The 21,573-nt window shown below is 66.8% G+C and carries 21 protein-coding genes, 1 pseudogene and 1 CRISPR repeat array; all 22 genes and pseudogenes read right to left on the bottom strand.

Going from position 1 to position 21,573, the window contains the following annotated elements:
* Window positions 1-483 (bottom strand): annotated as a pseudogene (locus tag CFB18_RS15175) (hypothetical protein); the annotation flags it as partial.
* Window positions 484-513: 30 nt separating this feature from the next.
* A complete protein-coding gene (locus CFB18_RS01640; protein ID WP_088570060.1) occupies window positions 514-1,644 on the bottom strand; it encodes a M48 family metallopeptidase in 1,131 nt (376 codons plus the stop codon).
* A 17-nt stretch (window positions 1,645-1,661) separates the two neighbouring features.
* A complete protein-coding gene (locus CFB18_RS01635; protein ID WP_088570059.1) occupies window positions 1,662-2,294 on the bottom strand; it encodes an MBL fold metallo-hydrolase in 633 nt (210 codons plus the stop codon).
* 101 nt (window positions 2,295-2,395) lie between these two features.
* Window positions 2,396-3,697, bottom strand: a complete 1,302-nt coding sequence (locus tag CFB18_RS01630; RefSeq protein ID WP_159461520.1) for a hypothetical protein — start codon at window positions 3,695-3,697, stop codon at window positions 2,396-2,398.
* Between the two features lie 215 nt (window positions 3,698-3,912).
* On the bottom strand, window positions 3,913-4,635 hold the full coding sequence (locus tag CFB18_RS01625; protein WP_159461519.1) for a class I SAM-dependent methyltransferase: 723 nt from the start codon (window positions 4,633-4,635) through the stop codon (window positions 3,913-3,915).
* Window positions 4,636-4,637: 2 nt separating this feature from the next.
* Entirely contained in the window at window positions 4,638-5,420 is a 783-nt protein-coding gene (locus tag CFB18_RS01620; RefSeq protein ID WP_088570056.1) for a glycosyltransferase family 2 protein, read from the bottom strand.
* Entirely contained in the window at window positions 5,404-6,354 is a 951-nt protein-coding gene (locus tag CFB18_RS01615) for an NAD-dependent epimerase/dehydratase family protein (RefSeq protein WP_088570055.1), read from the bottom strand. The genes CFB18_RS01620 and CFB18_RS01615 overlap by 17 nt, the downstream gene beginning before the upstream one ends.
* Entirely contained in the window at window positions 6,324-7,187 is an 864-nt protein-coding gene (locus CFB18_RS01610) for an aldolase/citrate lyase family protein (RefSeq protein ID WP_200808025.1), read from the bottom strand. The genes CFB18_RS01615 and CFB18_RS01610 overlap by 31 nt, the downstream gene beginning before the upstream one ends.
* Window positions 7,184-7,978, bottom strand: coding sequence for a class I SAM-dependent methyltransferase (locus tag CFB18_RS01605; RefSeq protein ID WP_143597476.1), 795 nt, complete (start codon window positions 7,976-7,978; stop codon window positions 7,184-7,186). Before CFB18_RS01605 ends, CFB18_RS01610 begins: the two co-directional genes overlap by 4 nt.
* Before the next feature lie 170 nt (window positions 7,979-8,148).
* A CRISPR array of direct repeats spans window positions 8,149-8,889; the repeat unit is 37 nt; unit sequence GTCGCAATCCCCTGAAAACGGGTCTCGGCACTGCAAG.
* Window positions 8,890-9,403: 514 nt separating this feature from the next.
* Complete coding sequence (locus tag CFB18_RS01600) at window positions 9,404-9,901, bottom strand: hydrogenase maturation protease (protein WP_088570053.1); 498 nt, start codon at window positions 9,899-9,901, stop codon at window positions 9,404-9,406.
* Window positions 9,898-11,196 (bottom strand): Ni/Fe hydrogenase subunit alpha, encoded by a 1,299-nt coding sequence (locus CFB18_RS01595; protein ID WP_088570052.1) that lies wholly within the window; start codon window positions 11,194-11,196, stop codon window positions 9,898-9,900. The genes CFB18_RS01600 and CFB18_RS01595 overlap by 4 nt, the downstream gene beginning before the upstream one ends.
* A complete protein-coding gene (locus CFB18_RS01590) occupies window positions 11,162-11,965 on the bottom strand; it encodes an NADH-quinone oxidoreductase subunit B family protein (protein WP_088570199.1) in 804 nt (267 codons plus the stop codon). The genes CFB18_RS01595 and CFB18_RS01590 overlap by 35 nt, the downstream gene beginning before the upstream one ends.
* A 43-nt stretch (window positions 11,966-12,008) precedes the next feature.
* The gene (locus CFB18_RS01585) at window positions 12,009-12,878 is read right to left on the bottom strand and encodes an FAD/NAD(P)-binding protein (RefSeq protein WP_088570051.1); all 870 of its coding nucleotides are present in this window, start codon (window positions 12,876-12,878) and stop codon (window positions 12,009-12,011) included.
* Window positions 12,875-13,354 carry a cyclic nucleotide-binding domain-containing protein gene (locus CFB18_RS01580; protein ID WP_088570050.1) on the bottom strand — a complete coding sequence of 160 codons (480 nt, stop codon included), beginning with the start codon at window positions 13,352-13,354 and terminating at the stop codon, window positions 12,875-12,877. The genes CFB18_RS01585 and CFB18_RS01580 overlap by 4 nt, the downstream gene beginning before the upstream one ends.
* Before the next feature lie 4 nt (window positions 13,355-13,358).
* Window positions 13,359-14,513: a 4Fe-4S dicluster domain-containing protein gene (locus tag CFB18_RS01575; RefSeq protein WP_088570049.1), complete on the bottom strand. Its 1,155-nt coding sequence runs from the start codon at window positions 14,511-14,513 to the stop codon at window positions 13,359-13,361.
* A 142-nt stretch (window positions 14,514-14,655) separates the two neighbouring features.
* Window positions 14,656-15,705 (bottom strand): hydrogenase expression/formation protein HypE, encoded by a 1,050-nt coding sequence (gene hypE, locus CFB18_RS01570; RefSeq protein WP_088570048.1) that lies wholly within the window; start codon window positions 15,703-15,705, stop codon window positions 14,656-14,658.
* 4 nt (window positions 15,706-15,709) lie between these two features.
* On the bottom strand, window positions 15,710-16,564 hold the full coding sequence (locus CFB18_RS01565) for an enoyl-CoA hydratase/isomerase family protein (protein WP_088570047.1): 855 nt from the start codon (window positions 16,562-16,564) through the stop codon (window positions 15,710-15,712).
* A 16-nt stretch (window positions 16,565-16,580) separates the two neighbouring features.
* Entirely contained in the window at window positions 16,581-17,723 is a 1,143-nt protein-coding gene (hypD, locus tag CFB18_RS01560; RefSeq protein ID WP_200808024.1) for a hydrogenase formation protein HypD, read from the bottom strand.
* Complete coding sequence (locus CFB18_RS01555) at window positions 17,720-18,001, bottom strand: HypC/HybG/HupF family hydrogenase formation chaperone (RefSeq protein ID WP_088570046.1); 282 nt, start codon at window positions 17,999-18,001, stop codon at window positions 17,720-17,722. Before CFB18_RS01555 ends, hypD begins: the two co-directional genes overlap by 4 nt.
* Window positions 18,001-20,409 carry a carbamoyltransferase HypF gene (hypF, locus tag CFB18_RS01550; RefSeq protein ID WP_088570045.1) on the bottom strand — a complete coding sequence of 803 codons (2,409 nt, stop codon included), beginning with the start codon at window positions 20,407-20,409 and terminating at the stop codon, window positions 18,001-18,003. The genes CFB18_RS01555 and hypF overlap by 1 nt, the downstream gene beginning before the upstream one ends.
* Window positions 20,399-21,073, bottom strand: a complete 675-nt coding sequence (hypB, locus tag CFB18_RS01545) for a hydrogenase nickel incorporation protein HypB (protein WP_088570044.1) — start codon at window positions 21,071-21,073, stop codon at window positions 20,399-20,401. The genes hypF and hypB overlap by 11 nt, the downstream gene beginning before the upstream one ends.
* Window positions 21,027-21,416, bottom strand: a complete 390-nt coding sequence (gene hypA, locus CFB18_RS01540) for a hydrogenase maturation nickel metallochaperone HypA (protein ID WP_159461517.1) — start codon at window positions 21,414-21,416, stop codon at window positions 21,027-21,029. The genes hypB and hypA overlap by 47 nt, the downstream gene beginning before the upstream one ends.
* Window positions 21,417-21,573: the final 157 nt, after the last annotated feature.

Here is a 21,573-nt window from a genome sequence, read left to right as displayed (position 1 = left end):
GCGGGCCACGCGTTCTTCGGTGCGGGCCTGGGCTTCGGCCAGGCGAGCGAGGGCCTCTTCTAGGCGGGCCACGCGTTCTTCGGTGCGGGCCTGGGCTTCGGCCAGGCGGGCGAGGGCTTCCTCCAGGCGGCGCTGGCCCTCCTCCAAGCGGGCCACGCGTTCTTCGGTGCGGGCCTGGGCTTCGGCCAGGCGAGCGAGGGCCTCTTCCAGGCGGCGATGGCTTTCCTCAAGGCGAGCATGGGCCTCGAGGAGGCGGGCGAGGGCTTCCTCCACGGATCCATGGCCCTTGGCCAGCCGGCTGACATCCGACTGGAGCCCGGCTAGACTTCCCTCCAGCCACTGGCGCAAAGCCGCGATCCCCTGGTCCCCGCGGGCCGCCAGGTGATCCAGGGCCTGGAGGAGGGTGTCCACAGCGGCTTCTTCAAACACCCTGCGGAGGATGGCGCGCAGCGTTTCCTGTTCTTCTCGAGAGAGCGCTTGCATGGAGATTTCCTCTCTCATGTGCTTCCTTCATTAGTTTAACACACCCTGAACCGGATGGTGGGATGCCGCGAGGGCTTCCGCTGCGCGGATCCGTTTCCCCAGCGCTGGGTGGGTGTAGAAGATCCATTCCACCCAGGGCTCTGGATCCAGCTCCGCCAGGTTCTGCTCGCCCAGCTTCCGCAAGGCCGTTGCCAGCGCCATCGGTCGTCCGCACAGGCGGATGGCCTCTCGATCCGCTTCCCATTCCCGCCAGCGCGACCACGCGTTCACCGGGATCATCCAGATCAACCGGAACAGAAGGGCGCCGATGGCCAGCGCGGGCAGGCTGGATGGGTGATCCAGGCCGGGGAGGCCCAGAGCCCGGACCCCCAGGGGCAGCCCTTGCGCTCCGATGAAGAACCCGGCCAGGCCGATCAGGCTCTCCAGGGCCAGGCCCATGGGGATATCCCGATGCAGGTGATGGGCCAGTTCATGAGCCAGGATCGCCTCGATCTCGTCCGGCGTGTAGTGCGAAAGCAGCGTGTCCCCGATCACGATCCGTCGGGTGGGCCCCAGCCCCATCAGCCCGGCGTTGGCCGCCCGGGTCCGCCGGCTCATGTCGATCACGTAGGCGCCCCGCACCCGGATGCCGGCTCGCTGGGCCAGACGGGCCAGCCGCCCGAGAAGCTCCGGATCCTGAAGGGGCTGGAACCGGTAGAACAGGGGGGCGAGGAGCACAGGGGCGAGCTGGGCCAGCACAACGGTGAAGCCGATCCAGGCGGCTCCCACGGGAAGCCACCAGGTGTGGGGCCAGCGTCGGAAGGCGAGGTAGAGCCCGCCGATCAGAGGCAGGCCGATGGCGGCGCTGATCCCTCCGGCCTTGAGGTAATCGAGGAGCCACGCGGCGCGCGTCTGGGTGGAGAGGCCGAAACGGTGGGGGAGGAGGAATCCGCCGTAGAAATCGAGGGGGAAGGAGAGCAAGGCCCATCCCCCTCCGAACAGGAAGGCCATCCCCATCGCGTCCAGCGGGAATGGGAGGCGGCGGGCCAGGGCCTCGCCGAGGCCAAGGGCCAGGCCGCTTCCCAGCCAGGCCATGGCGTAGGCGGCGAACAGGGCGACCTCCGCCGCCCACAGGCGACGGCGCAGCCGGGCGTAACGCCGGGCCTGCTCCTCCCGGTCCATCACGGCTCCCCTTCGGTTCAGCGCTCCGGCTTCAGGATGACCACGGCGCCCTTGTAGAGGGAGCGGAAGCGCTCGGCGTCGGCCTCGGTGCCCGCCACCCCGGCCCCGTAGTGCATCGGGATGGCGACCTTCGGCTGGATGGCCGCGGCGGCCTGGGCGGCCTCCTCCGCCGTCATCACGTAAGTCCCGCTGACGGGGAGCAAGGCGATATCGCAGCGGATCTCCTTCATCTCGGGGATGAAGTCCGTGTCCCCGGCGAAGTAGAGGCGCTCCCCTTCGATGGTGAGGACGAAGCCCAGCCCGCCGGCCTCCCGGGGGTGGAAGCGCTTATTGATGTTGTAGGCCGGCACCGCTTCGATCTCCACGCCCTTCACGGAGAGACGCTCGCCGGGGCGCATGGCCCGGGCGCCTTTGATCTTGGCGGCCGCCGCCGGGCTGCCGATGATCACGGTGTCCGGCTGGCGGAGCCGGTTGATGTCCTCCGGGGAGCAATGATCGAAGTGCTCGTGGCTGATCAGGATGAGATCGGCCTTGGGTGCCCCGGCGGGGATCTGCCAGGGGTCCAGGTAGATCACCGGCGGCCCGTCGATGCGGAAGGCGTCATGGCCCAGCCAGTGGATTCGATCCAGCAGGCGCGGGCGCGCTTCCATCGGAGACCTCCTCCGACCAGGGTAGGTAAACGAGCGGGATGGATGCTCCGGTGGGAACTATAAGCCTGTTCGGGATGCGGGCGCAAGCGATGGGCGGCCGCTCATGGGCCGGCGCGGTAGAGTTTGCAGATGCCGAGGTCCTCCACGTATTCCATTTCCTGCTCGACAAAGGTCTCGATCTCCACAGGGCGCAGGTTCCAGTCCCAGCGCCAGTAGCATATCCGATGAATCCTTCCTTCACGGATCGCCTGAATGACTTCCTTCTGGCCGTTCCGCCCAAAGGAGGTAGCGGTGGGGAAATCGAAGGGGGTCGGGTTGTGCAAGCCGGCTACCAGGTAATAGAATCCAGCGGTAGGGAAAAGGAGGAACAAGGAATTATCCGGAGCTCGTGCTTGCAGTTGTTCGGCCTCCTCCTGAATTCGGGTCTGGAGAGCGGGATCTATAAGAGGACCATAAAAGTGCGGAAGCGTGGAGATGGTAAGACGCCCTTGGAGGACTCGTATCGAGGGGGCGCTCAGGGCAAGCAGCAGAGCCAAGGCGATGAACGCTCCCGCCCCGCGTTCGATCGTGATCTTCCACGATCGGATTTTGATAGCGCTCCACGCGCCCAGGATCACAATCCATAAGGTGGGGATCGCATAGATCAGGTGGGCGTAATCAGCCCGTGGGAAGACGCCCAGAAAGGCTGCTCCCGCAAACAGGCCGATGGCGGCCCAATGAGGTCGCTTGGTTGCTGGAATCCGGGAAAGACCGGCGATCCAGAAAACTCCTGCAATGAAGGGCAGCAGGAACGCCATAAAGCGTAGGGTCCGGAGCCCCTGCTCTATGGTCGCCCGAGGGGAAAGGGCCTGAAGGCTACGCAGAGCTCCCTGGAGTCCGTCGGTGTAAGGGATCCCGGCAAGCCGCAAGTAGGCCTGCTTGTTGATCAGCCCGTAGTCCAAGAACTTCGATCCGCCTCCGCCGAGCCAGATCGGCAGGAACGTTAGGGCGACAGCCAGCGAAAAGGCGAGGATGGCCGTGCGGATCTCGATCGCCCACCGGCAAAGGTCGCGATGTGCCCCCGGTCGCTTGATGAGGAGGGCTCCGAGGATAGCCAGAAGCACGTAAACGCCTATGTTCTGCTTGGCGGCGAAGCTAAGCCCCGCAGCGCTCCCCGCTCCGGCGAGAAAAAGCAGTCTGGCCCTGGGGTCCACAGTGTTCAAAGCCGCCATGGTCGAATCGGAAGCAGCCATCAGGAAAGTGTTGGCCAGGGATTGATAAGGGGCGTGAGGGGCAGGAGGTGCGAACAACAAGTTCACTCCGAGGAAAATCAGGCGGGACTTTGGGTCTGCGCCTATCCGCTCCAGGATGTGCATCCCGAGCAGCATGGAAACGGTGTAGCTGGCAGCCACGACGATCTTCACTGCCAGGATCTCCACTCCGATCAGATAGATCAAGGGCATGGTGAGGAACACCGCCAGGGGACCGGCTCCGTAGAAAACGTCTCGATACAGCACGTCTCCCTGATGAACCCGCCGCATGACCTGTAGAAACCATGCCTCATCCCCCCTGTTGATGCCGGCGGCGAGGCTCAGGTATAGGCTGACGAGGAAGAGCAAGGCTGTCAGAAGCACCTTTCTCATCGCGGTTCCCCTCGGAACAGCTGGAAGGGCAGGAAGGGACGCCACAGCAGCGCTTTCTCCAGGATCCGCTCCAGAAGGCCTCCCCATGGATGGTTGGACAAGAAGGGAGGGAAAAAGCCGTAGCGCGCCGTTGCGGTCAACCGCAGGCCCGCCTGCTCCATCGCCCGGGAGATCTGGTGAGGGCGCATGTTTAAAATCCCCCGTTCCGCAGACCAAGACATCCCGGGGGTGATGAGGATCTGGATGTAATAGAGCGGGTTGAGGGGATTGGGCTCAAGGAAGACCACGCGGCCTCCTGGCCTTAGGAGCCGGGCCATGGAGCGGAAGGCTTGCGGTAAGTCAGCAAGATGATGCAGGACGAAAAAGCCGACCAGAGCATCGTAACGTCCATGTAGCTCGGGCGGACAACAGTGGATGTCCGCACAGTAAACTGGAATGTTATAGCGTCCGCCGTCGAATTCTCGCATTCGCTCGATCAGGAACGGGGAAAGCTCCAGACCCTCTACTCGGAAGCCCCGCTCGGCCAGGAGGAATGCGTGGCGTCCCATCCCGCACCCCACGTCCAGGATCACTTCCCCCGGCCGGAGATCGCCGAAGCGGATGACCTCCTCTACTTGTCGGAGTACGTAAGGAGTCCGCTCCGGCCGCATCGTCGGTTTGATGCGACGTCCGAAATATTCCTGCTGGAGCCGGTTGTGCGCTTCGATCGGATTGATCATCCTCATGGCCCGTCGGGATGGTTGCAGCCCCCAGGGATTCCCTCTCCGGGTCCGAACGGAGGCGGGGAGGCATGGCGAAGGAATCGCGCGGGGTTCCGTTTCAGCGCCCACGCGGAGCGCAGGATCCGCCAGCCCAGGCGCCAGCGCATCCGGGCCGTATATGCGGAGCGCCCACTGGGGCGTGGGGAGCGGAGAACCGGGATGACACAGGCGGGGAATCCGGCACAGGCGATGAGCGTGGGCAGGTGCGGTTCCGGCGGATCCCAGCGCCTCAAGGTCTCTACCACCCGGCGCTCCATGAGGCAGAAGGCCCCCGCGTCCACGGGCACCCCGCACACCAGATAAAGCACCCTCTTGAACAGCCAGGAGGTGAGCAACCGGGTGATCCCTTCATAGCGCCCGCGCCGTCCAGCGAAGACAACCGAACAGCGGCCCCCGCTGTCCTCCAGCGTCCGACGAAGGAGCGGGATCGCCTCGGGTGGATCTTGAAGGTCCGCGTCCATTACCACCACATACCGACCTCGCACTTCATGCAAGCCAATCCAGATGGCGCGATGCTGGCCGACGTTTCGAGGGAGATCCAGGATCCGAACCCGTTCGTCGTTCGCGGCGAGCTCCCGCAGCACCTTTAGGGAGCCCTCGGGGCAGGCGTCGTGGACGGCGATCAGTTCCCAGGACCAGCCCGCCCCGTCCAGGACGGATTGCAGGCGTGCATACAGGGGATAGAGGGTTTCCCGGTTCCGGAAGATCGGAATGACCACGCTGATCTCAGGCCGGATCTCCATGGCGTTGCATCCATTCCAGGGTCCTTCGCAAGCCGGCGGGCAGATCCCACCGGGGTGACCATTGCAGTCGGCGTTGGGCCTTCCGGATATCCGCAACCCAACAGGAGGTGTCCGGCGGGCTAGGAGGATGGGCGCCGATCCGCAGGCGAAGGGGTCGGCCGGTGATGGATTCCACCCATGCGGCCACCTCCTCATTGGTCCACTGGATGCCGGTGCCGATGTTGAAGGCTTCCCCCGGCCGGACCGATCGCGCGACGGCGCGCAGGCATGCCTCCACCACGTCCTCGACGAAGACGAAATCATGCCGATAACCGGGCACGGTCAGGCGGACCTCCTCCCCGGTGAGGGCGGCGCGGAGCAGCGTGGGGATGAGCTGCTCCGGAGGCTGGCCGGGCCCATAGACGGAAAATGGGCGAAGGATAACCGCGGGCAGTCCAAAGGCCCGGGCGTAAAAAGCCACCAGCAGGCTGGCCGCGGCCTTCGCAACTCCCCGGTCGGTTGTCGGGCGCAAAGGGTCCCGCTCACGGATCGCCCGCGGATACGGGCCGTATTCCAGGGAGCTTCCGATGTGGATCAAACGGGTGATTCCGCTATCCCGCGCCGCCTCCAGCAGGTGCGCGGTGCCCATGAGACTGGACCGCAGGAACCCCAGGCGTTCCTCTGGCGTGTGCGGATGCCCGCGTCGGAAGGCGAGATGGAAAATCCAGCGGGGGCGCACGTTCGCTACCACCTCCCGCACCTCTCCCGCATCCAAGAGGTCCCCGCGGTGGATCGAAACCTGATCCATCATCCCGGCCAGGCGCCTGAGATCGGTGCTCGGTCGGACGATGAGGTGGACCCGCGCCCCGGCCTCCAGCAGGCGGCGCGTCAGGTGGGCGCCGATGAAGCCAGCCCCGCCGGTGATCAGGATAGGCGCGCCCTGGAGATCGGCCATAAACGCACCATCCGATTGCGGTTTGAAAACAAAGCGTCCGCTTCCTCGATGACGCGCAGGAGCTCCTGATGCATAGCCTCCCGTGTCGGAGGCGGTTGCCGGAAAGCCTCCCGCAGCGCCTCCAGGATCCGTGGGATCTCCATCCGGGGATCCCGGCCCACGATATCGCGCAAGAAGGAACGCCGTAGGAACGAGAACGAACAGCCCAGTCGGGCCATCTCCGCGATCAGCAGACGACAGGGGATGGGAAAGCCGCGATCCGGAAGGGTGAGCCCCGCGAAGCCGAAGGGGATGGAGAAGGCGGACCGGACCCGCTCCACAAGCCCATCCGAGATCGCCCGGAACGGGTTGGGGGTTCTTCGCTCGATAGCCAGATCGTGCAGCCCCAGGTAAGCCCGGGTGAGGGGAAGACAGGCCAGGCGCTCGCAAATAGCCACCGCCTTTCGCGTTTCGATCAGGATCCCGAGCCCACATCGTCCCCTGATCCATTCCAGGGCCCGCTCTACCTCCTCTACGGAGCGGACCATGGGGAGCAGGATCTCGTCAGCGCCGGCCTGCACGGCGGCCTCGATCTCCTTTTGGGTCCAAGGGCCGAAGGCGTTGATCCGGCACAGGACGCGGGCAGTCGTGCAGGCGCGAACCCGTCGCAGGTCCTCCGGGGTGTCGTGGTTGATCTGGGTGTCGAAGCCCGCCTGGCGTTCCGCCTTGCCGATATGCTCCCAATCCACCACCACGCCGGCCGCTCCGCCTGCTATCGCTGGGCGGATCAGATCCGGGTCGGTGGAGAACAGGAAAAGATCGAAACTCCTCAGGGGACTTGTGATTTCATTCATGGTGCGCCGGCCTTTGATGAGGGAGGTTCAGGGGCGCCTGCATCTTCGCCCGCCTGAGGCGATGCCCCATCCAACCCGGGGTTCCGACTCTGGCAAAGGGGATCCTTGCGCGCCAGCGCGAGCAGGGTTGAACCCCAGGGCCATCGTATCCAGCGCCCCATGGCGACTTCCAGGCGCACCACCTGGAGCAGCAGGCGGTTCAACCATCGGGAAGGACGCTCCTCGAAGCCCTGGAATCCCGGGTGGTGGCGCCCGGCCCATCGGCTTGCCAGGATCAGGGGGAAGAGCAGGAACATGTAAAACCGCATGTCTATAATGCGAAATCCTGCTTCCTTCAAGCGGCTTCGAAGCATCATTGGGGTGTAACGCCGGCGATGCCCGGCCTCCCGATCCCGGGCGCTCCAGAGCCACGGGAAGGCGGGGACGGAGAGGAGCACCCATCCCCCGGGCTTCAGCACGCGCTGCGCCTCCTGCAGCGCCTCGTGATCCTCCAGGTGCTCCAGAACGTCCAGCAGCAGGACTGCGAATACGCCGCCCGCGCGAAGAGGAAGCCGCCTGGCGTCGCCCTGGACCAGAGCCAGGGAAGGCGCCCGGGCCTTTAAATCTCTTAGGCCATCCGACAGCACATCCACGCCCATCACGCGGAAACCCTGATCGGCCAGCCAGCGGACCGTCCACCCGGTTCCACAGCCTGCATCCAGAACCAGCCCCTCCGCCGGGAGGGCGATCCGTCTCAGCCAGTGCTGGAGGATAGCCCGGCGCCCGACAAACCAGAAGTGCCCCGCTTCCATCCGAGCGATGCGTTCCAGCCGATCGGGGTGAAAGGAGGGAGTTGCGATCCCCTGAAAACGGGTCTCGGCACTGCAAGGATGACCCCCAATGAGATTCAACGCCCGGGAGAAGAGGTCCACTTCGCAATCCTCTGAAAACGGGTGAGGGCGACCCGACAGATCGCCCCGACGTTGCAATCCCCTGAAAACGGGTCTCGGCACTGCAAGAAGGAAACATCCCAGCCGATATCATTCGCTGGGCCGCGTCGCAATCCCCTGAAAACGGGTCTCGGCACTGCAAGAGGTCTCTGCTCAAAGAGGAATCGGGCAAATCAAATGACTGTGTCGCAATCCCCTGAAAACGGGTCTCGGCACTGCAAGGGAGATTATCTCGCCGCCGAAGCGGTTCGGAAGGAGCGCCGTCGCAATCCCCTGAAAACGGGTCTCGGCACTGCAAGACCACTCGGCTCAATTCATAAAGCGCAGATTCGAACAGGCGTAGGTCGCAATCCCCTGAAAACGGGTCTCGGCACTGCAAGATTGCCGGAGAGCGCGCGATCGAACTCCTCCATAAAATGGGTCGCAATCCCCTGAAAACGGGTCTCGGCACTGCAAGGAGATCCTGAAGGAGGGGAGGAATCCATGATCCGCAACCGGACCCCGTCGCAATCCCCTGAAAACGGGTCTCGGCACTGCAAGAAGTTCGCTGCGGGAGCTGGACATCAGCCCCACCACCAAGTCGCAATCCCCTGAAAACGGGTCTCGGCACTGCAAGAATATCCGAATGGAGACAAATCGACCTGTGGCCAAAGTCAGCGTCGCAATCCCCTGAAAACGGGTCTCGGCACTGCAAGTTTGCGGGCCGGCATCGCTTCGGCGCCCCCGGGGATCCCGCGTCGCAATCCCCTGAAAACGGGTCTCGGCACTGCAAGGGCCCCGAAGCCTCTTTCCGTTGAGGGTTCCCCTTTATGAGCCGGATCCTCCGGTCCGCTTATCCCCTTCCGGCTTCTGGCTCTATTTTTACCACTTTCTCGTCGGTTTGTCAAGGATGTTTCCCAAGCCATCGTCGAGGCCGCGAATCCCCCCCGGAAATCGGCTTTCCGGGCGATTCGCGGAAACCCGCCCCGATGCCCCTCTGGGGAACCCCCATATCTGGCGGATCGGGGGACTCGGGACCGGATATATGGGTGTCCCTTTCGGTTGGTTTTCATCAATTTCCGCGAATCCCCCCGGGTTTTGCGGGGATAAGGGGATTCGCGGACTGTTTAGATCGCCCAAACGTTCGGGTCCTCTCAGAGGGAGGACGGGCCGATGCGCCGGATGCGTCGCCGGCGCGCGGGGCAGCGGGTAAATCCGGGTGGAGAAAATGATGGACAAAGTAACCCAATCCGCAATCCCCTGAAAGCGGCCCTCGGCGCTGCAAGGCACCATTTGTGGGAGATGATCTCATCCGGAGTGGGACTCGCTGGATATTTTATTCAGCCGGGTGATCAGGCGCTCCAGCCGGCGGAGGAGGCGGCGGGCGCCGGCCTCCACGGCGGGGGACAGCCCCTCTCCGAACCCGAAGTCCGCCCCGATGATCCCATAGAGGATCACCCGTCGGGGGGATGGCCCCAGCGTCCGGGCCAGGGCGATCGCTTCCAGCAGATCCAACCCGTGGGTGGAGAGCCCGCGCGGACGGAGATCCGTCCGGAGACGATCGCCTCGGATCCGAAGGAGTGTTCCGGGCGGCGCATCGGCCTCCACCGCGTCCACGATCCAGGCGATCTCCGCCTCCTCCCATGCCTCGGCCAGCATCATCGGATCCGGGAGCTCCATCCGGATGATCCGGAGATCCGGCCAGCCCCTTCCTCGAAGCTGCGCGGCCACCCACGGGCCTGCTCCATCATCCCTTCGCATCGGATTTCCGAGGCCGATGAGCGCCCAGCGGGGACCCGTGCTCATTCCTCCACAAGCTCCAACCGCAAGAAGTGCGTGGCGCAGGAGATGCAGGGATCGTAGTTCCGGATGGCCTGCTCGCAGCGCCACGTGAGGGCATCCCGGGGCAGGGAGAGCAGCTGCGGCACCAGTTTGCGCAGATCGTCCTCGATGCGGCGCTGGTTCTGGGAGGTGGGCGGGATGATCCGCGCTTCCTCGATGAGGCCTTCCGCGTTGATCCGATAGCGGTGATACAGGAGCCCGCGCGGGGCCTCGCTGGCCCCAAAGCCGGTCCCCGCCTGGACCTCGAAGGGCTCGAAGGGGCGATCCGGCGGCTCATAGCGGTCGATGAGGCGCATGGCCTCCTCGCAGGCGTGAATCACCTCGATGCCGCGGACGAGGAGGCTGCGGAAGGGGTTGCGCACCGGCGGCATCAGGCCGATGGATGCCGCCACCTCTTGGGCCAGGGGGGAGAGCTGGGAGAAGTTCAGGTTGAACCGGGCCAGGGGGCCGACCATATAGCTGCCGCGCCCCCGGATCACCGCGTGCAGGGCGTTGCTGTAGGGCATGTGGATCTCCTCGATGATCTCCTCAAAGGCGGAGACCGGGGCCAGCCGCCCATGGCTGAAACGAACCTGACCCTCCAGGATGGCGTATTCCTCGGGATGAGAAAGGGCCACGAACTCGTAATCCTCCTCGAACTCCGGAAACTCCAGGCCGGCCATCCAGCGGAGGGCTTCAATCATGAGATCGCGAGCGCGGGCAAGATCCTCCTGGTGTTCCAGGAGGGCGCGGCGCGAGGGGACGGAATAGAAGCCCCCGACGCGGACGTTGATGGGGTGAACCTCGCGGCCGCCGATGCGGGCCAGCAGGGCATTCCCCGCCTTCTTGATCTGAAGCCCCTTCTGCACCCACTCCGGGTGATCCCGGGCCATGTGGAGGGCGCTCTCATAACCCAGGAAGTCCGGCAGGTGCAGCAGAAACATGTGGAGGGCATGGCTTTCGATCCATTCCCCGTAGTAAAGCAACAGCCGCAGGTCCCGAAGGGGGCCTCGCACGGATAGACCGAGGAGGCTTTCCAGGGCGTTGCACGCGCTCATCTGGTAGGCCACCGGGCAGATCCCGCAGATCCGCGCCGTGATGTCCGGCGCCTCCTCCAAGCGGCGGCCTCGCAGGAAGGCCTCGAAGAACCGCGGGGGCTCATAGATCTCCAGGCGGAGCTCACGCACCTGTCCGTTGTGAACCCGCAGGTGCAGGGCGCCTTCCCCTTCCACCCGCGCCAGGGCCTCAACCCGAACGGTCAGCTTCCGCGATCCCGGCATAGCGCTCTCCTGCCTCCTTGAAGGCGGGGGCATAGGCGTTGAAGGTGCGGAGCAGCCGCACCAGGTCCGGCGCGGCCATCCCGCGCGCGAGCAACCAGTTCCCCAGGCTGTGGGGGTTGGGGGTCTCCATCGGGCCGAAGCATCCGTAGCAGCCGCGGCGATACGCCGGGCACAAGGCCCCGCAGCCGGCCTGGGTGATCGGGCCCAGGCAGGGGGTTCCCTGGGCGACCATCACGCAAACCGTCCCGTGGCGCTTGCATTCGACACACACGCTGTAGTTCGGGATCTGGGGCCGTCGCCCGTTCAGGAAGGCGCTGATCAGCTCCAGCAGGGGGCCTTTCCCGATCGGGCAGCCCCGCAGCTCGAAATCCACCGGCACATAGGCGGAGGCGGGCAGGGATTTCTCCAGGGTGCGGATGTATTCCGGTCGGGCGTAGACCTGCTCCAGAAAATCCCGCACATCGGCGAAATTGCGCAGGGCCTGGATCCCACCCGCGGTGGCGCAGGCCCCGATGGTCACCAGGAAGCGGCTCTGGCGCCGGATCTCCCGGATCTGTTCCACCTGCTCCGGGGTGGAGATGCTCCCCTCGACCAGGGAGAGGTCATAGGGCCCGCGCACGACCGCCCGGGAGGCTTCCAGGAAGTATGCGATCTCCAGCTCATCCGCCAGGGTGAGCAGCTCATCCTCGCAGTCCAGGAGGGTCAGCTGGCAGCCATCGCAGGAGGCGAACTTCCAGACTGCCAGCTTGGGCTTGCGACGACGCGCCATCGCGTCCTCCTTCCCGGTTTTGGATCGAAACGAACGCGAGTCCTTACAGCTCCCGCACCTCCAGGAGCGGGCGGACGCGGCCCAGGGGGAACACCGGGCCGTCCCGGCAGATGAAGACAGGGCCGAACTGGCAGTGGCCGCAGAACCCCACGGCACATTTCATGTTCCGCTCCAGAGATAGAAAGATGCGCTCCGGGGGCACCTTGCGATCCTCCAGCTCGCGGGCCGCCACACGCATCATGACCTCGGGGCCGCACATCAGGATGAACGCCCTCCGGAGGTCCATCAGCCGCTCGGCCAGAGGGAGCAGCGTGGTGACCACCCCGATGTGCCCCCGCCAGGCCTCATCCCCGCGGTCCACGGTCACCAAGACTTGCAGATCCAGCCGCCCCCGCCAGCGTTCCAGCTCCGCCGGATACAGCAGGTCGGCGGGCGTGCGGGCTCCGTAGAGGAGCACCACCTGCTCGTATTCGGAGCGATGAGCCAGGATGTGCTGGAGGGCGGGACGCAGGGGCGCCAGCCCGATGCCCCCGGCGAGGATCAGGATATCATGGCCTTTGGCCTCCTCAAGGGGCCAGCCCCTCCCGAAGGGACCCCGCACGCCCACCACGTCCCCCTTCCGGAGCCGAGCCAGGGCCCGCGTGACGGATCCGACCGCCCGCACCGTGTGCTCCAGGTCCCCGCTGCGGGGATGGACCCCGCTGATGGAGATCGGGACCTCGCCGATGCCGAACAGGTAGAGCATGTTGAACTGGCCGGGCTGGAAGGCCGGCGGGCGGCCCTCCGGAGGGCGCAGGCGCAACGTCACCGTGTCCCCAGTCTCCCGGCGGATCCCGGTGACCGGATAGGGGGCAGGGAGGAAGCGCTCCAGCGTCGGCGCCCATGGGTAGGTATAGATGGGAGAAGGGATCATGGCGTCCTCCGCTCCGGCGGGGCGTAGAGATCCAGCAGCTGCAAGCGGGTCGCTTTCAGGCGGCCGGCGACCACGGCGAGCAGGCGGCTCAGGATCCAGGCAGCGAGGGCGCAGTCCTGGCTCATCCGGGCTCGCAAGGCGGCAGCGTCCAGGACCACGGCGGTGGTTTCGGCGAGGGCGCGGGCGTCGAACTCCCAGCGGTAAGGCGGGAGCGCCCACGACCAGCCAACGACTTCCCCGGGGCTCACGGTTTGCAGACGCAGGGTTCCCCGCTCGGGCACGAACATCTCGATGGCCACCAGGCCATCCACGATGAGGAAGAAGGCATCGGCGGCGCGTCCCTCCCGCAGCAGCAGCGCGTCCGGCGGGTAGGTCTGCAGCCGCGCCATCTCCGCCAGGACCTCTTTCCAGGCCTCCTCCATGTCGTGGGTGAAGGGATGCTGGCGCAGGGCCTCCAGGATCGCTGCTTTGGACATCGGATCACCTCCTCTCCGCCTCGGGGGTGGCGCCGTCGGTCCTGCGGATGGCGGCCACCTCTTCGGTCAGATCGATCCCCACCGGGCACCAGGTGATGCAGCGCCCGCAGCCGACGCATCCTGAGGTCCCGAACTGCTCCCACCAGGAGGCCAGCTTGTGGGTTAGCCACTGGCGGTAACGGGCCTTCGCGCTCTGGCGGATGGGGCGGCCGGCGGTGTAGGTGAACTCGGTGGTGAAGCACGAATCCCAGCGGCGCACCCGCTCGGCGCGGGTGCCGGTCAGGTCGCTGACGTCCTCCACGGTGAAGCAGAAGCAGGTGGGGCAGACCATGGTGCAGTTCCCGCAGGTGAGGCAGCGCTGGGCCACCTCCTCCCAGCGGGGATGTTCCAGGTTGCGGTAGAGCAGGGCAGGCAGGTCGGTGGTGTCCATCTGCCGGCCCATGGCGCGGGCGGTGGCGGCGAGCTGCGCCTCCACCGCGACCCGGTCGGCCTCCGTAGCGGGCGCGCGGGGGATGCCGGCCATCAGCGCCGCGCCCCGCTCCGTCCCGATCTCGACGATGAAGGCCTCCGCCAGCTCGGTGAGGATGAGGTCCGCGCCCGGTGGGGCCTTGGGCCCGGTGCCCATGGAGGCGCAGAAGCATGTGCCGCCGGCGACGGCGCACTGCACGGCGATCAGGAAAATCCCCTCCCGACGGGCCTGATACGTCGGGTCCACATACGGCCCGCCCATGAACACCCGATCCAGGATCGTGATGGCGTGGAGCTCGCAAGCCCGGACCCCCAGGAACGCATAGCGAGGCGGAGGATCCGAGGGGACGATCCACTCGAATCCCGCGCCGTTGCGGCGCGCTTGGCCCAGGGAGAGAACCGGGGGATGCAGGAAGCGCTTCCAGGAGTGGGGCCCGACCGCGTAGCCGAAGAAGGAAGCATCCTCCCGACGCTTCAGACGGTAGTGCCCGCCGTCCTGCTCATCGGTCCATCCAATGGGGAGATCCGAGATCTGGTGGATCTCATCGTAAACGATGGCCCCTTCCCGGATGCAAGGGCCGATGACGGTGTAGCCCTGCCGGCGGAGTGCATCGATCAGGTCCTGCAATCGGGCTTTCTCGATTCGCCACACCGAGTTCGGAACGGGGATCGGGGCCTCGGGGTTTGCCATGGCGCTCTCCTCCCTCTGATACCAAGGGCCGGGCGAAAGTCCAGGCGTTCCTTAAATCAATTATGAACGCTCCTATTCGGCGCGGCCAGTGAGAAAGCACAGCGACGAATTGTGATTTTATTCACAATTTGCGGGGCTCTGCTTAGCAGATTCGGGGGAGGGGTTCGCCGGCGGGCATGCTGACCACCCGGAAGCCGCCCACTCGGGTTCGTAGCAGGACCAGGTGGCGGGGGTCCTCCACGACCTCTCCGATCACGGTGGCTTCCTGGCCCAGGGGGTGGGCGCGCATGGCCTCCAGCACCCGCTCCGCGTCCTCCCGGGCGACGATGGCCACCAGCTTCCCCTCGTTGGCCACATGGAGAGGATCCAGGCCCAGCAGCTCGCAGGCGCCTTTCACTTCATCCTGGATGGGGATGCGCGCCTCATCCAGCTGGATGCCCACGCGGGAGCTCATGGCGATCTCGTTGAGGGCGCTGGCCAGGCCGCCCCGGGTGGCGTCGCGCATGCAGCGGATGCGAGGGCTGGCGCGGAGCATGGCAGCCACCAGGGTGTGAAGCGGCGCGGTGTCGGACCGGATGGGCTGCTCGAACTCGATCTGCTCCCGGGCCAGCATCACCGCGATGCCGTGGGCGGCGATGGGGCCGTTCAGGAGCACCACGTCCCCGGGCCGGGCCTGGTCCGCGGAGAGCGTCCCCTCGTATTCCACAATGCCGATGCCGGTGGTGGTGATGAAGATCTTGTCCGCCTTCCCCCGGTTGACCACTTTGGTGTCGCCGGTGACGATGGGGACGCCGGCCTCCGCGGCGGCTTGGCGCATGGAGTCCACGATTTGGCACAGGGTCTCGATGGGCAGGCCCTCCTCCAGGATGAAGGCGGCGCTGAGGAACAGGGGGCGCGCCCCGCTCACCGCCAGATCGTTGATGGTCCCGTTGACCGCCAGCCGACCGATATCGCCCCCGGGGAACACGATGGGGTCCACAACGAAGGCGTCGGTGGTGAAGGCCAGCTGCAGCCCGTCGACCGTCATGACGGCGGCGTCGTTGAGCACGCGCATATCCGGCGGCAGGAGGAGGGGGCGGAACACCTTCTCGATCAACTCGTGCATCAACCGGCCCCCGCTCCCGTGGCCCAGCAACACCGTGCGGTAAGACAGGGGTGGGATGGGGCAGGCGCTCAAGCTTTCCGCGCGCATGGTCTCACGCTCCGTGAAACCGGGGTTCTCGCTTCTCGAAGAACGCCGAGAGGCCCTCGGCGAAGTCCGGCGTCTCCGCGATCTCCACCAGGTGTCGCAGCTCCTTGGCCATATGGCTGTCCAGCCGATCGATGCCCAGGGCTTCGTTGATGAGGGCCTTGGTGATGGCCCAGGCCCGGGTGGGCCCGCGGGCCAGCCGCTGGGCGATGGCCTCCACTTCCTGATCGAACGTCTCGAAGGGGAAGATGCCGTTGATCAGGCCCCAGGCCAGGGCCTCTTGGGCGGTGAGGCGCGGGTTGAGGAAGACCATCTCCATCGTCCGCCGCAGGCCGATGAGGCGGGGGAGGAGGAAGGTCGTGCTTTCCGCTCCTGTGAGGCTGGTCTTGGAGTAGGCCCATTCGAAGGCGGCCCGATCGGAGGCGAAGACCAGATCGCAGGCCATGGCCAGGCCCAGCCCCCCTGCCGCGGCCACCCCCTTGACGGCGGCGATGAAGGGCTTGGGCGCGCGGCGGATCTCGGAGATGGTGCTGTGCAGATACTCCAGGATCTCCTTAAAGCTCCGCCCGTATCCGCCCTCCACCGGCCGGGCCTCGGGTTGCAGGTAGGAGAAATCCTCCGGATGCTCCCGCTCCCGGACGTATTTCAGGTCCGCCCCGCTGCAGAAGGCCCGATCCGTCCCGGCCAGGATGACGCAGCGGATCTCGGGGTCGCGGGCGAGCTGCAGGGCCGCCTTCCGCAGGTCCCGCGCCATCGCCACGTCCAGGGCGTTGAACCGTTCTGGACGGTCCATCTGGATGACGCCGACGGCGCCCTCCCGGCGCACCCGGATGTGATAGAGCTCGAGGATCTGGGTCGTCATCGCTCGATTCTCCTCCCTATGCGGAGGCCGGCCCGGTCACGTGGCCGCCGTATTCATACCAGATGCGGCAGGCCCCCTCGCTGCTCACCATGCAGGCGCCTACCGGGGTCTCGGGCGTGCACTCTTTGCCGAAGAGCCGGCAATCGTAGGGTGTGGCGATGCCGGCCATGATGTTGCCGCAGAGGCACTCTTGGGTGAGACGGGGCGGGGCGTCGCCCAGCCATTCGGAGAGCCGGATCTCGAAGCGGGCCCGGGCGTCCACCCAGGCGTATTTCCGCCGCAGGCGCAGGTTGCCGTTGGGGACGTAGGCGATGCCCCGCCAGACCCCGCTCTCGGTCTCGAAGACCTCCCACAGCAGCCTCTGGGCGTTGCGGTTGCCCTCCGGCGTGACGCAGCGCGGATAGGCGTTGACCACCCGCTTCTCCCCCCGACGGATCAGCTCCACCAGCTGCACCAGGGCGCTCAGGATGTCCAGGGGTTCGAAGCCGGCCACCACCACCGGGATGCCGTGGCGGGCCACGAAGCGCTCGAAGATCTTCCACCCGGTGATGGTGGCGGCGTGGCCGGCGGCCAGGAAGCCCTGCACCCGGGTCTGGGGCATCTCGGCCACGATCTCCATCACCGGCGGGATGTATTTGTGGGCGGACAGGACGGAGAAGTTCTTCGGAGGGCCGGAGAGGATGACGGCAGCGGTGGCCACCGCGGTGGTCTCAAAGCCGGTGGCGAAGAAGACCACCTCCCGGTCGGTCTCCCGGGCGATCTGCAGCGCCTCCCACGGGCTGTAGATCACCCGGACGTCCGCGCCCTCCGCCTTCGCCTCCGCCAGGGACTTGCGGGTCCCGGGCACCCGGAACATGTCCCCGAAGGTGGCCAGGATCACTCCCTGCTCGGCCAGGTAAACGGCCTCGTCCACCTCCGGCATGTCGGTCACGCACACCGGGCAGCCGGGCCCCATGATCACCCGGAGGTTGGGCGGAAGCAGGCTCCGGAGGCCGAAGCGGGCGATGCTCTGTTCGTGGGTGCCGCAAACGTGCATGATCGAGATGGGCTTCGGCAGATCCCGGCACAGCCGGTCCAGGGCCTGCCGGAAGGCCTGCACCCGTTCCGGATCCCGGAACTCCAGCCGCTCGGAAGGCTTCGCCATGCGCGCCCGGATCATGGCCCTTCCTCCATCGAGCGCAGCTCATCCCGGATCTCGGCGCGCAGCAGATCCTCCTCCGTCGTCCGGAGCAGGGCCTCGTAGAAGGCGAGGGTGTTCTCCACCTCCTCCGGAGGGATGCGGCGGATGGCAAAGCCCACATGGACCAGGACGTAGTCCCCCGGCGAGACGGGCTCGTCCACAACGTGGAGCATCACCGGCTTGCGCACCCCCCAGAAGTCCACCAGGGCCGTCATCTCGTTCACTTCCACCACTTTCCCCGGCACGCCCAGGCACATCATACACCTCCTGTCGGAAACGGATCGGAAGCGCCCTCCAGACGGGCCGCGGCGATCAGAATCTGGCCCAGGCTGATCCCCCCATCGTTGGGGGGGACCTGGCGGTGCAGGAGGACGGTGAAGCCTTCCTCTTCCAGACGTCGGGCGGCCTCTTCGGTCAGATAACGATTCTGGAAGCAGCCGCCGGTCAGCGCCACCCGTGGCTCCCCCACGGCCCGGGCCACGGCGACGATGGCCTCCACCAGCGCCTGGTGGAAGCGCGCAGCGATCCGGTCTCGATCCGTCCCCCGCCGCAGGTCCTCCAGGATGGCCTCCAAGAGGGGGCGCCAGTCCAGGATCCAGGCAGGCTCTCCCCCCGGGTTTTCGACCAGGGGAAGCGGATAGGCGCGCCGCTCGGCGGGATCGGCGAGGAACTCCAGTGCCATGGCGGCCTGGCCTTCGAAGCTCACCTGCTGGTGCAGATCCAGCATGGCCGCCACCGCGTCGAACAGCCGCCCCATGCTGGAGGTGCGCGGGGCGTTCAGCCCGCGGGCCATCATGCGGGCCAGGGCCTGGCGTTCGGCCGGGCGCAGCGCCCGCACCGGCGGGAGATCCTCCCATTCCATCGCCGCCTCGCCGACCATCTCCCACAGCAGTGCGAAGGCCACCCGTCGGGGCTCGTGGACCGCCGCGTCCCCTCCGGGCAGGGGGAAGGGCCGCAGGCTGGCGACGCGCCGGAAGCCGGAGGCGTCCCCCCACAGGAACTCGCCGCCCCAGATGGTCCCATCCGGTCCGTAGCCGGTGCCATCCCAGGTGACCCCCAGGGCCGGGCCTTCCACGCCGTGATCGGCCAGACAGGCCGCCAGATGGGCGTGATGGTGCTGGATCGGGAGAAGGGGCAGCGGAGCGGGAAGCCGGACCGGCAAGGGGAGGTCCCCGGCGGCGGCCCGTTGCGCCCAGATCGTCGAGGCGTAGTCCGGGTGCAGATCGTGGGCGATGGCGACCGACTCCGCCTCATACAGGCGGAGGAAATCCCCGATCATGCGCTCGAAGGTCCGGAGGGCCTCCGCCGTGTCCAGGTCGCCGATGTGGGGGCTCAGGAACACCTGGCGGCCGACGCTGAGGGCGATGGTGTTCTTGAGGTGCCCGCCCACGGCCAGCAAGGTGGGCAGCGGCCGGCTCAGGAGGATGGGCAGCGGCGCGAAGCCGCGAGCCCGACGCAGGATCCGGGGCTCCCCCCGCATCCAGACCATCACGCTGTCGTCGGCGTGACGGGCGATGGGGCGGTTGTGGATCAGAAAGGCGTCGGCGACGCGGGCCAGCCGCTGGAAGGCCTCCCGTTCGTCGGTGCAGATGGGCTCGTCGGTCAGGTTGCCGCTGGTGGCCACCACCGGGAAGTCCAGCTCCCGCAGCAGCAGATGGTGCAGCGGCGTGTAGGGGAGCATCACCCCCAGGTAGGGGTTCCCGGGGGCCACGTTGGAGGCCACCGGGGCTCCGGGCCGGCGGGGGAGCAGCACAATGGGGGCCTCCGGCCCGGCAAGCAGTGCCTCGATCTCCGGCGAGGTCTCGCACATCGCGCGGACCTGATCGAGGTCCCGGGCCATCAGGGCGAAGGGCTTGTCGCGGCGGGGCTTGCGGGCCCGCAGCCGGGCGATGGCCTCCTCGTTCCGCGCGTCGACCATGAGGTGGAATCCCCCCAGCCCTTTGACGGCCACGATCTGGCCTGCGCGCAGAGCGGCCGCTGCCCGGCGCAGCGCCGCGTCCCCCCGGGCGATCCGGCGGTATTCCCCCACCTGAGAGGGGAAGTCGGGGTGATCCTCCCCATCCCGATCAGCGGAGGGCTCCCGCGCGTAGAACGCGAGGGTCGGGCCGCAGCGCGGACAGGCGTTGGGCTGGGCGTGGAACCGGCGGTCCAACGGGTTCTCATACTCCCTCTGGCAGTCCGAGCACATACGGAACCGGCGCATGGTGGTGTGGGGCCGGTCGTAGGGCAGGGCCTCCACGATGGTCCAGCGCGGTCCGCAATCGGTGCAGTTGGTGAACGGATAGCGATAGCGGCGATCCGCAGGGTCCAGGATCTCGGAGAGACAGCGCGGGCATGTGGCGATGTCCGGGAGGATGAGGACTGTTTTATCTCCTTCGCCCTCGCTGTGGCGGATCTCGAAGCCGGCATAGCCGACCGGATCCAGATGGAAAACGTGCAGGCTGTGGATGCGGGCGCGGGGAGGGGCTTCGTGGGGGAGGCGCTCCAGGAAGCGCGCCAGGGCGTGCGGGGGGCCTTCCACCTCGATGAACACCCCCTGGGGATCATTCCGGACCCACCCGGCCAGGCCCAGCTCGGTGGCCAGCCGGTAGATGTAAGGACGGAACCCCACGCCCTGCACGGCGCCCTGGATCTCCACCCGCAGCCGTCGCCGTTCAGCCGCCATGATCCCCTCGGCGCGCCCGAAGATGCGCCGTCAGCCATCCCACCCACTCATCCACGCCCTGGCCGGTCCGACACGACAGGAGGAAGAGTGGGATCCCCGGGCGGAGGATCGACAGGCCGTGCTGGAAGGCGGAGAGGTCGAAGTCGATGTGGGGCATGAGATCGACTTTGTTGAGCACGACGGCATCGGCCTTCTGGAACATCCCCGGATACTTGTAGGGCTTGTCGTGGCCTTCGGGGACGCTGGCGACCACGATGCGGAGATGGGCGCCCAGGTCGAACTCCGCCGGGCAGACCAGGTTCCCCACGTTCTCGATGAACAGCAGGTCGAGGTCGGGAAGGGGGAGATGGGGGAGGGCGGAGCGGACCATGGGGGCGTCCAGATGGCACGCCCCGCCGGTGTTGATCTGCACCACCGGGATGTTCCGGGCGGCGATGCGCTCGGCGTCCAGGGTGGAGGCGATGTCTCCCTCGATCACCCCGGCGCGCAGGGAAGGGGGGAGGCGCTCCAGGGTGGCGAGGATCAGGCTGGTTTTGCCGGCCCCGGGGGAGGACATCAGGTTGACCGCGAGGAGGCCGGCGGCGTCGAAAGCCGCTCGGTTCTCCGCGGCGACCGCGTCATTGGCGCTGAGGATGGCCTTCACCACCGGGATGTGGGTCGCCATCTTCCACCTCGATGCGCTCCACGAGACAGCGGTTCCCTCCCGTGATCCAGATGTCCGGGCTGCCGCAGAGGGGACAAGCGGGCAGAAGCGGAGGCTCCACGGGGAACGCGCCGCCGCAGGCCCGACAGCGTCCCTCCCCGGGCTCCCTGCGGATGCGCAGGAGGGCGCCTTCGGCGAGGGTGCCTTCGCTGAGCCGTTCGAAGTAGAAGCGGATGGAGTCATCGACGTAGCCGGTCAGCGCGCCCACCGTCAGCTCCACCGCAGTGACCCGGCGCGCCCCGGCGGCCTCCGCCGCCTCCAGCACGATGGACAGGATGGCTTGGGTGATCGCCAGCTCGTGCATGGGCGTCCTCGCTCCCATGACGAAGTATATCTCTGCTCTTCTCGCGGAGGCACATGGGGCATCCGTGAACTGTGGCCGCCCGGGTTTGCCCTGCCAGCCCTGGCCGGCGCCTCGGCGCCCAGGGCCCGAGGGCGGTTTCCGACGATGCGGAAAGCCG

The organism is Thermoflexus hugenholtzii JAD2 (assembly GCF_900187885.1).
GTDB classification, from domain to species: domain Bacteria; phylum Chloroflexota; class Anaerolineae; order Thermoflexales; family Thermoflexaceae; genus Thermoflexus; species Thermoflexus hugenholtzii.
This window is presented reverse-complemented; position numbering and strand designations above follow the sequence as displayed.

What these genes read in the sequence shown, in the direction of transcription:
- CFB18_RS01635 (WP_088570059.1), bottom strand. Translation starts at nt 2,294, where the DNA reads ATGGAAGCGCGCCCGCGCCTGCTGGATCGAATCCACTGGCTGGGCCAT.
- CFB18_RS01610 (WP_200808025.1), bottom strand. Translation starts at nt 7,187, where the DNA reads ATGAATGAAATCACAAGTCCCCTGAGGAGTTTCGATCTTTTCCTGTTC.
- hypF (WP_088570045.1), bottom strand. Translation starts at nt 20,409, where the DNA reads ATGGCGGCTGAACGGCGACGGCTGCGGGTGGAGATCCAGGGCGCCGTG.
- CFB18_RS01575 (WP_088570049.1), bottom strand. Translation starts at nt 14,513, where the DNA reads ATGGCAAACCCCGAGGCCCCGATCCCCGTTCCGAACTCGGTGTGGCGA.
- CFB18_RS01625 (WP_159461519.1), bottom strand. Translation starts at nt 4,635, where the DNA reads ATGATCAATCCGATCGAAGCGCACAACCGGCTCCAGCAGGAATATTTC.
- CFB18_RS01590 (WP_088570199.1), bottom strand. Translation starts at nt 11,965, where the DNA reads ATGGCGCGTCGTCGCAAGCCCAAGCTGGCAGTCTGGAAGTTCGCCTCC.
- CFB18_RS01585 (WP_088570051.1), bottom strand. Translation starts at nt 12,878, where the DNA reads ATGATCCCTTCTCCCATCTATACCTACCCATGGGCGCCGACGCTGGAG.
- CFB18_RS01640 (WP_088570060.1), bottom strand. Translation starts at nt 1,644, where the DNA reads ATGGACCGGGAGGAGCAGGCCCGGCGTTACGCCCGGCTGCGCCGTCGC.
- CFB18_RS01605 (WP_143597476.1), bottom strand. Translation starts at nt 7,978, where the DNA reads ATGGAAGCGGGGCACTTCTGGTTTGTCGGGCGCCGGGCTATCCTCCAG.
- CFB18_RS01565 (WP_088570047.1), bottom strand. Translation starts at nt 16,564, where the DNA reads ATGACGACCCAGATCCTCGAGCTCTATCACATCCGGGTGCGCCGGGAG.
- CFB18_RS01580 (WP_088570050.1), bottom strand. Translation starts at nt 13,354, where the DNA reads ATGTCCAAAGCAGCGATCCTGGAGGCCCTGCGCCAGCATCCCTTCACC.
- CFB18_RS01620 (WP_088570056.1), bottom strand. Translation starts at nt 5,420, where the DNA reads ATGGAGATCCGGCCTGAGATCAGCGTGGTCATTCCGATCTTCCGGAAC.
- CFB18_RS01555 (WP_088570046.1), bottom strand. Translation starts at nt 18,001, where the DNA reads ATGTGCCTGGGCGTGCCGGGGAAAGTGGTGGAAGTGAACGAGATGACG.
- CFB18_RS01615 (WP_088570055.1), bottom strand. Translation starts at nt 6,354, where the DNA reads ATGGCCGATCTCCAGGGCGCGCCTATCCTGATCACCGGCGGGGCTGGC.
- hypE (WP_088570048.1), bottom strand. Translation starts at nt 15,705, where the DNA reads ATGCGCGCGGAAAGCTTGAGCGCCTGCCCCATCCCACCCCTGTCTTAC.
- CFB18_RS01600 (WP_088570053.1), bottom strand. Translation starts at nt 9,901, where the DNA reads ATGAGCACGGGTCCCCGCTGGGCGCTCATCGGCCTCGGAAATCCGATG.
- CFB18_RS01595 (WP_088570052.1), bottom strand. Translation starts at nt 11,196, where the DNA reads ATGCCGGGATCGCGGAAGCTGACCGTTCGGGTTGAGGCCCTGGCGCGG.
- hypB (WP_088570044.1), bottom strand. Translation starts at nt 21,073, where the DNA reads ATGGCGACCCACATCCCGGTGGTGAAGGCCATCCTCAGCGCCAATGAC.
- hypA (WP_159461517.1), bottom strand. Translation starts at nt 21,416, where the DNA reads ATGCACGAGCTGGCGATCACCCAAGCCATCCTGTCCATCGTGCTGGAG.
- hypD (WP_200808024.1), bottom strand. Translation starts at nt 17,723, where the DNA reads ATGATCCGGGCGCGCATGGCGAAGCCTTCCGAGCGGCTGGAGTTCCGG.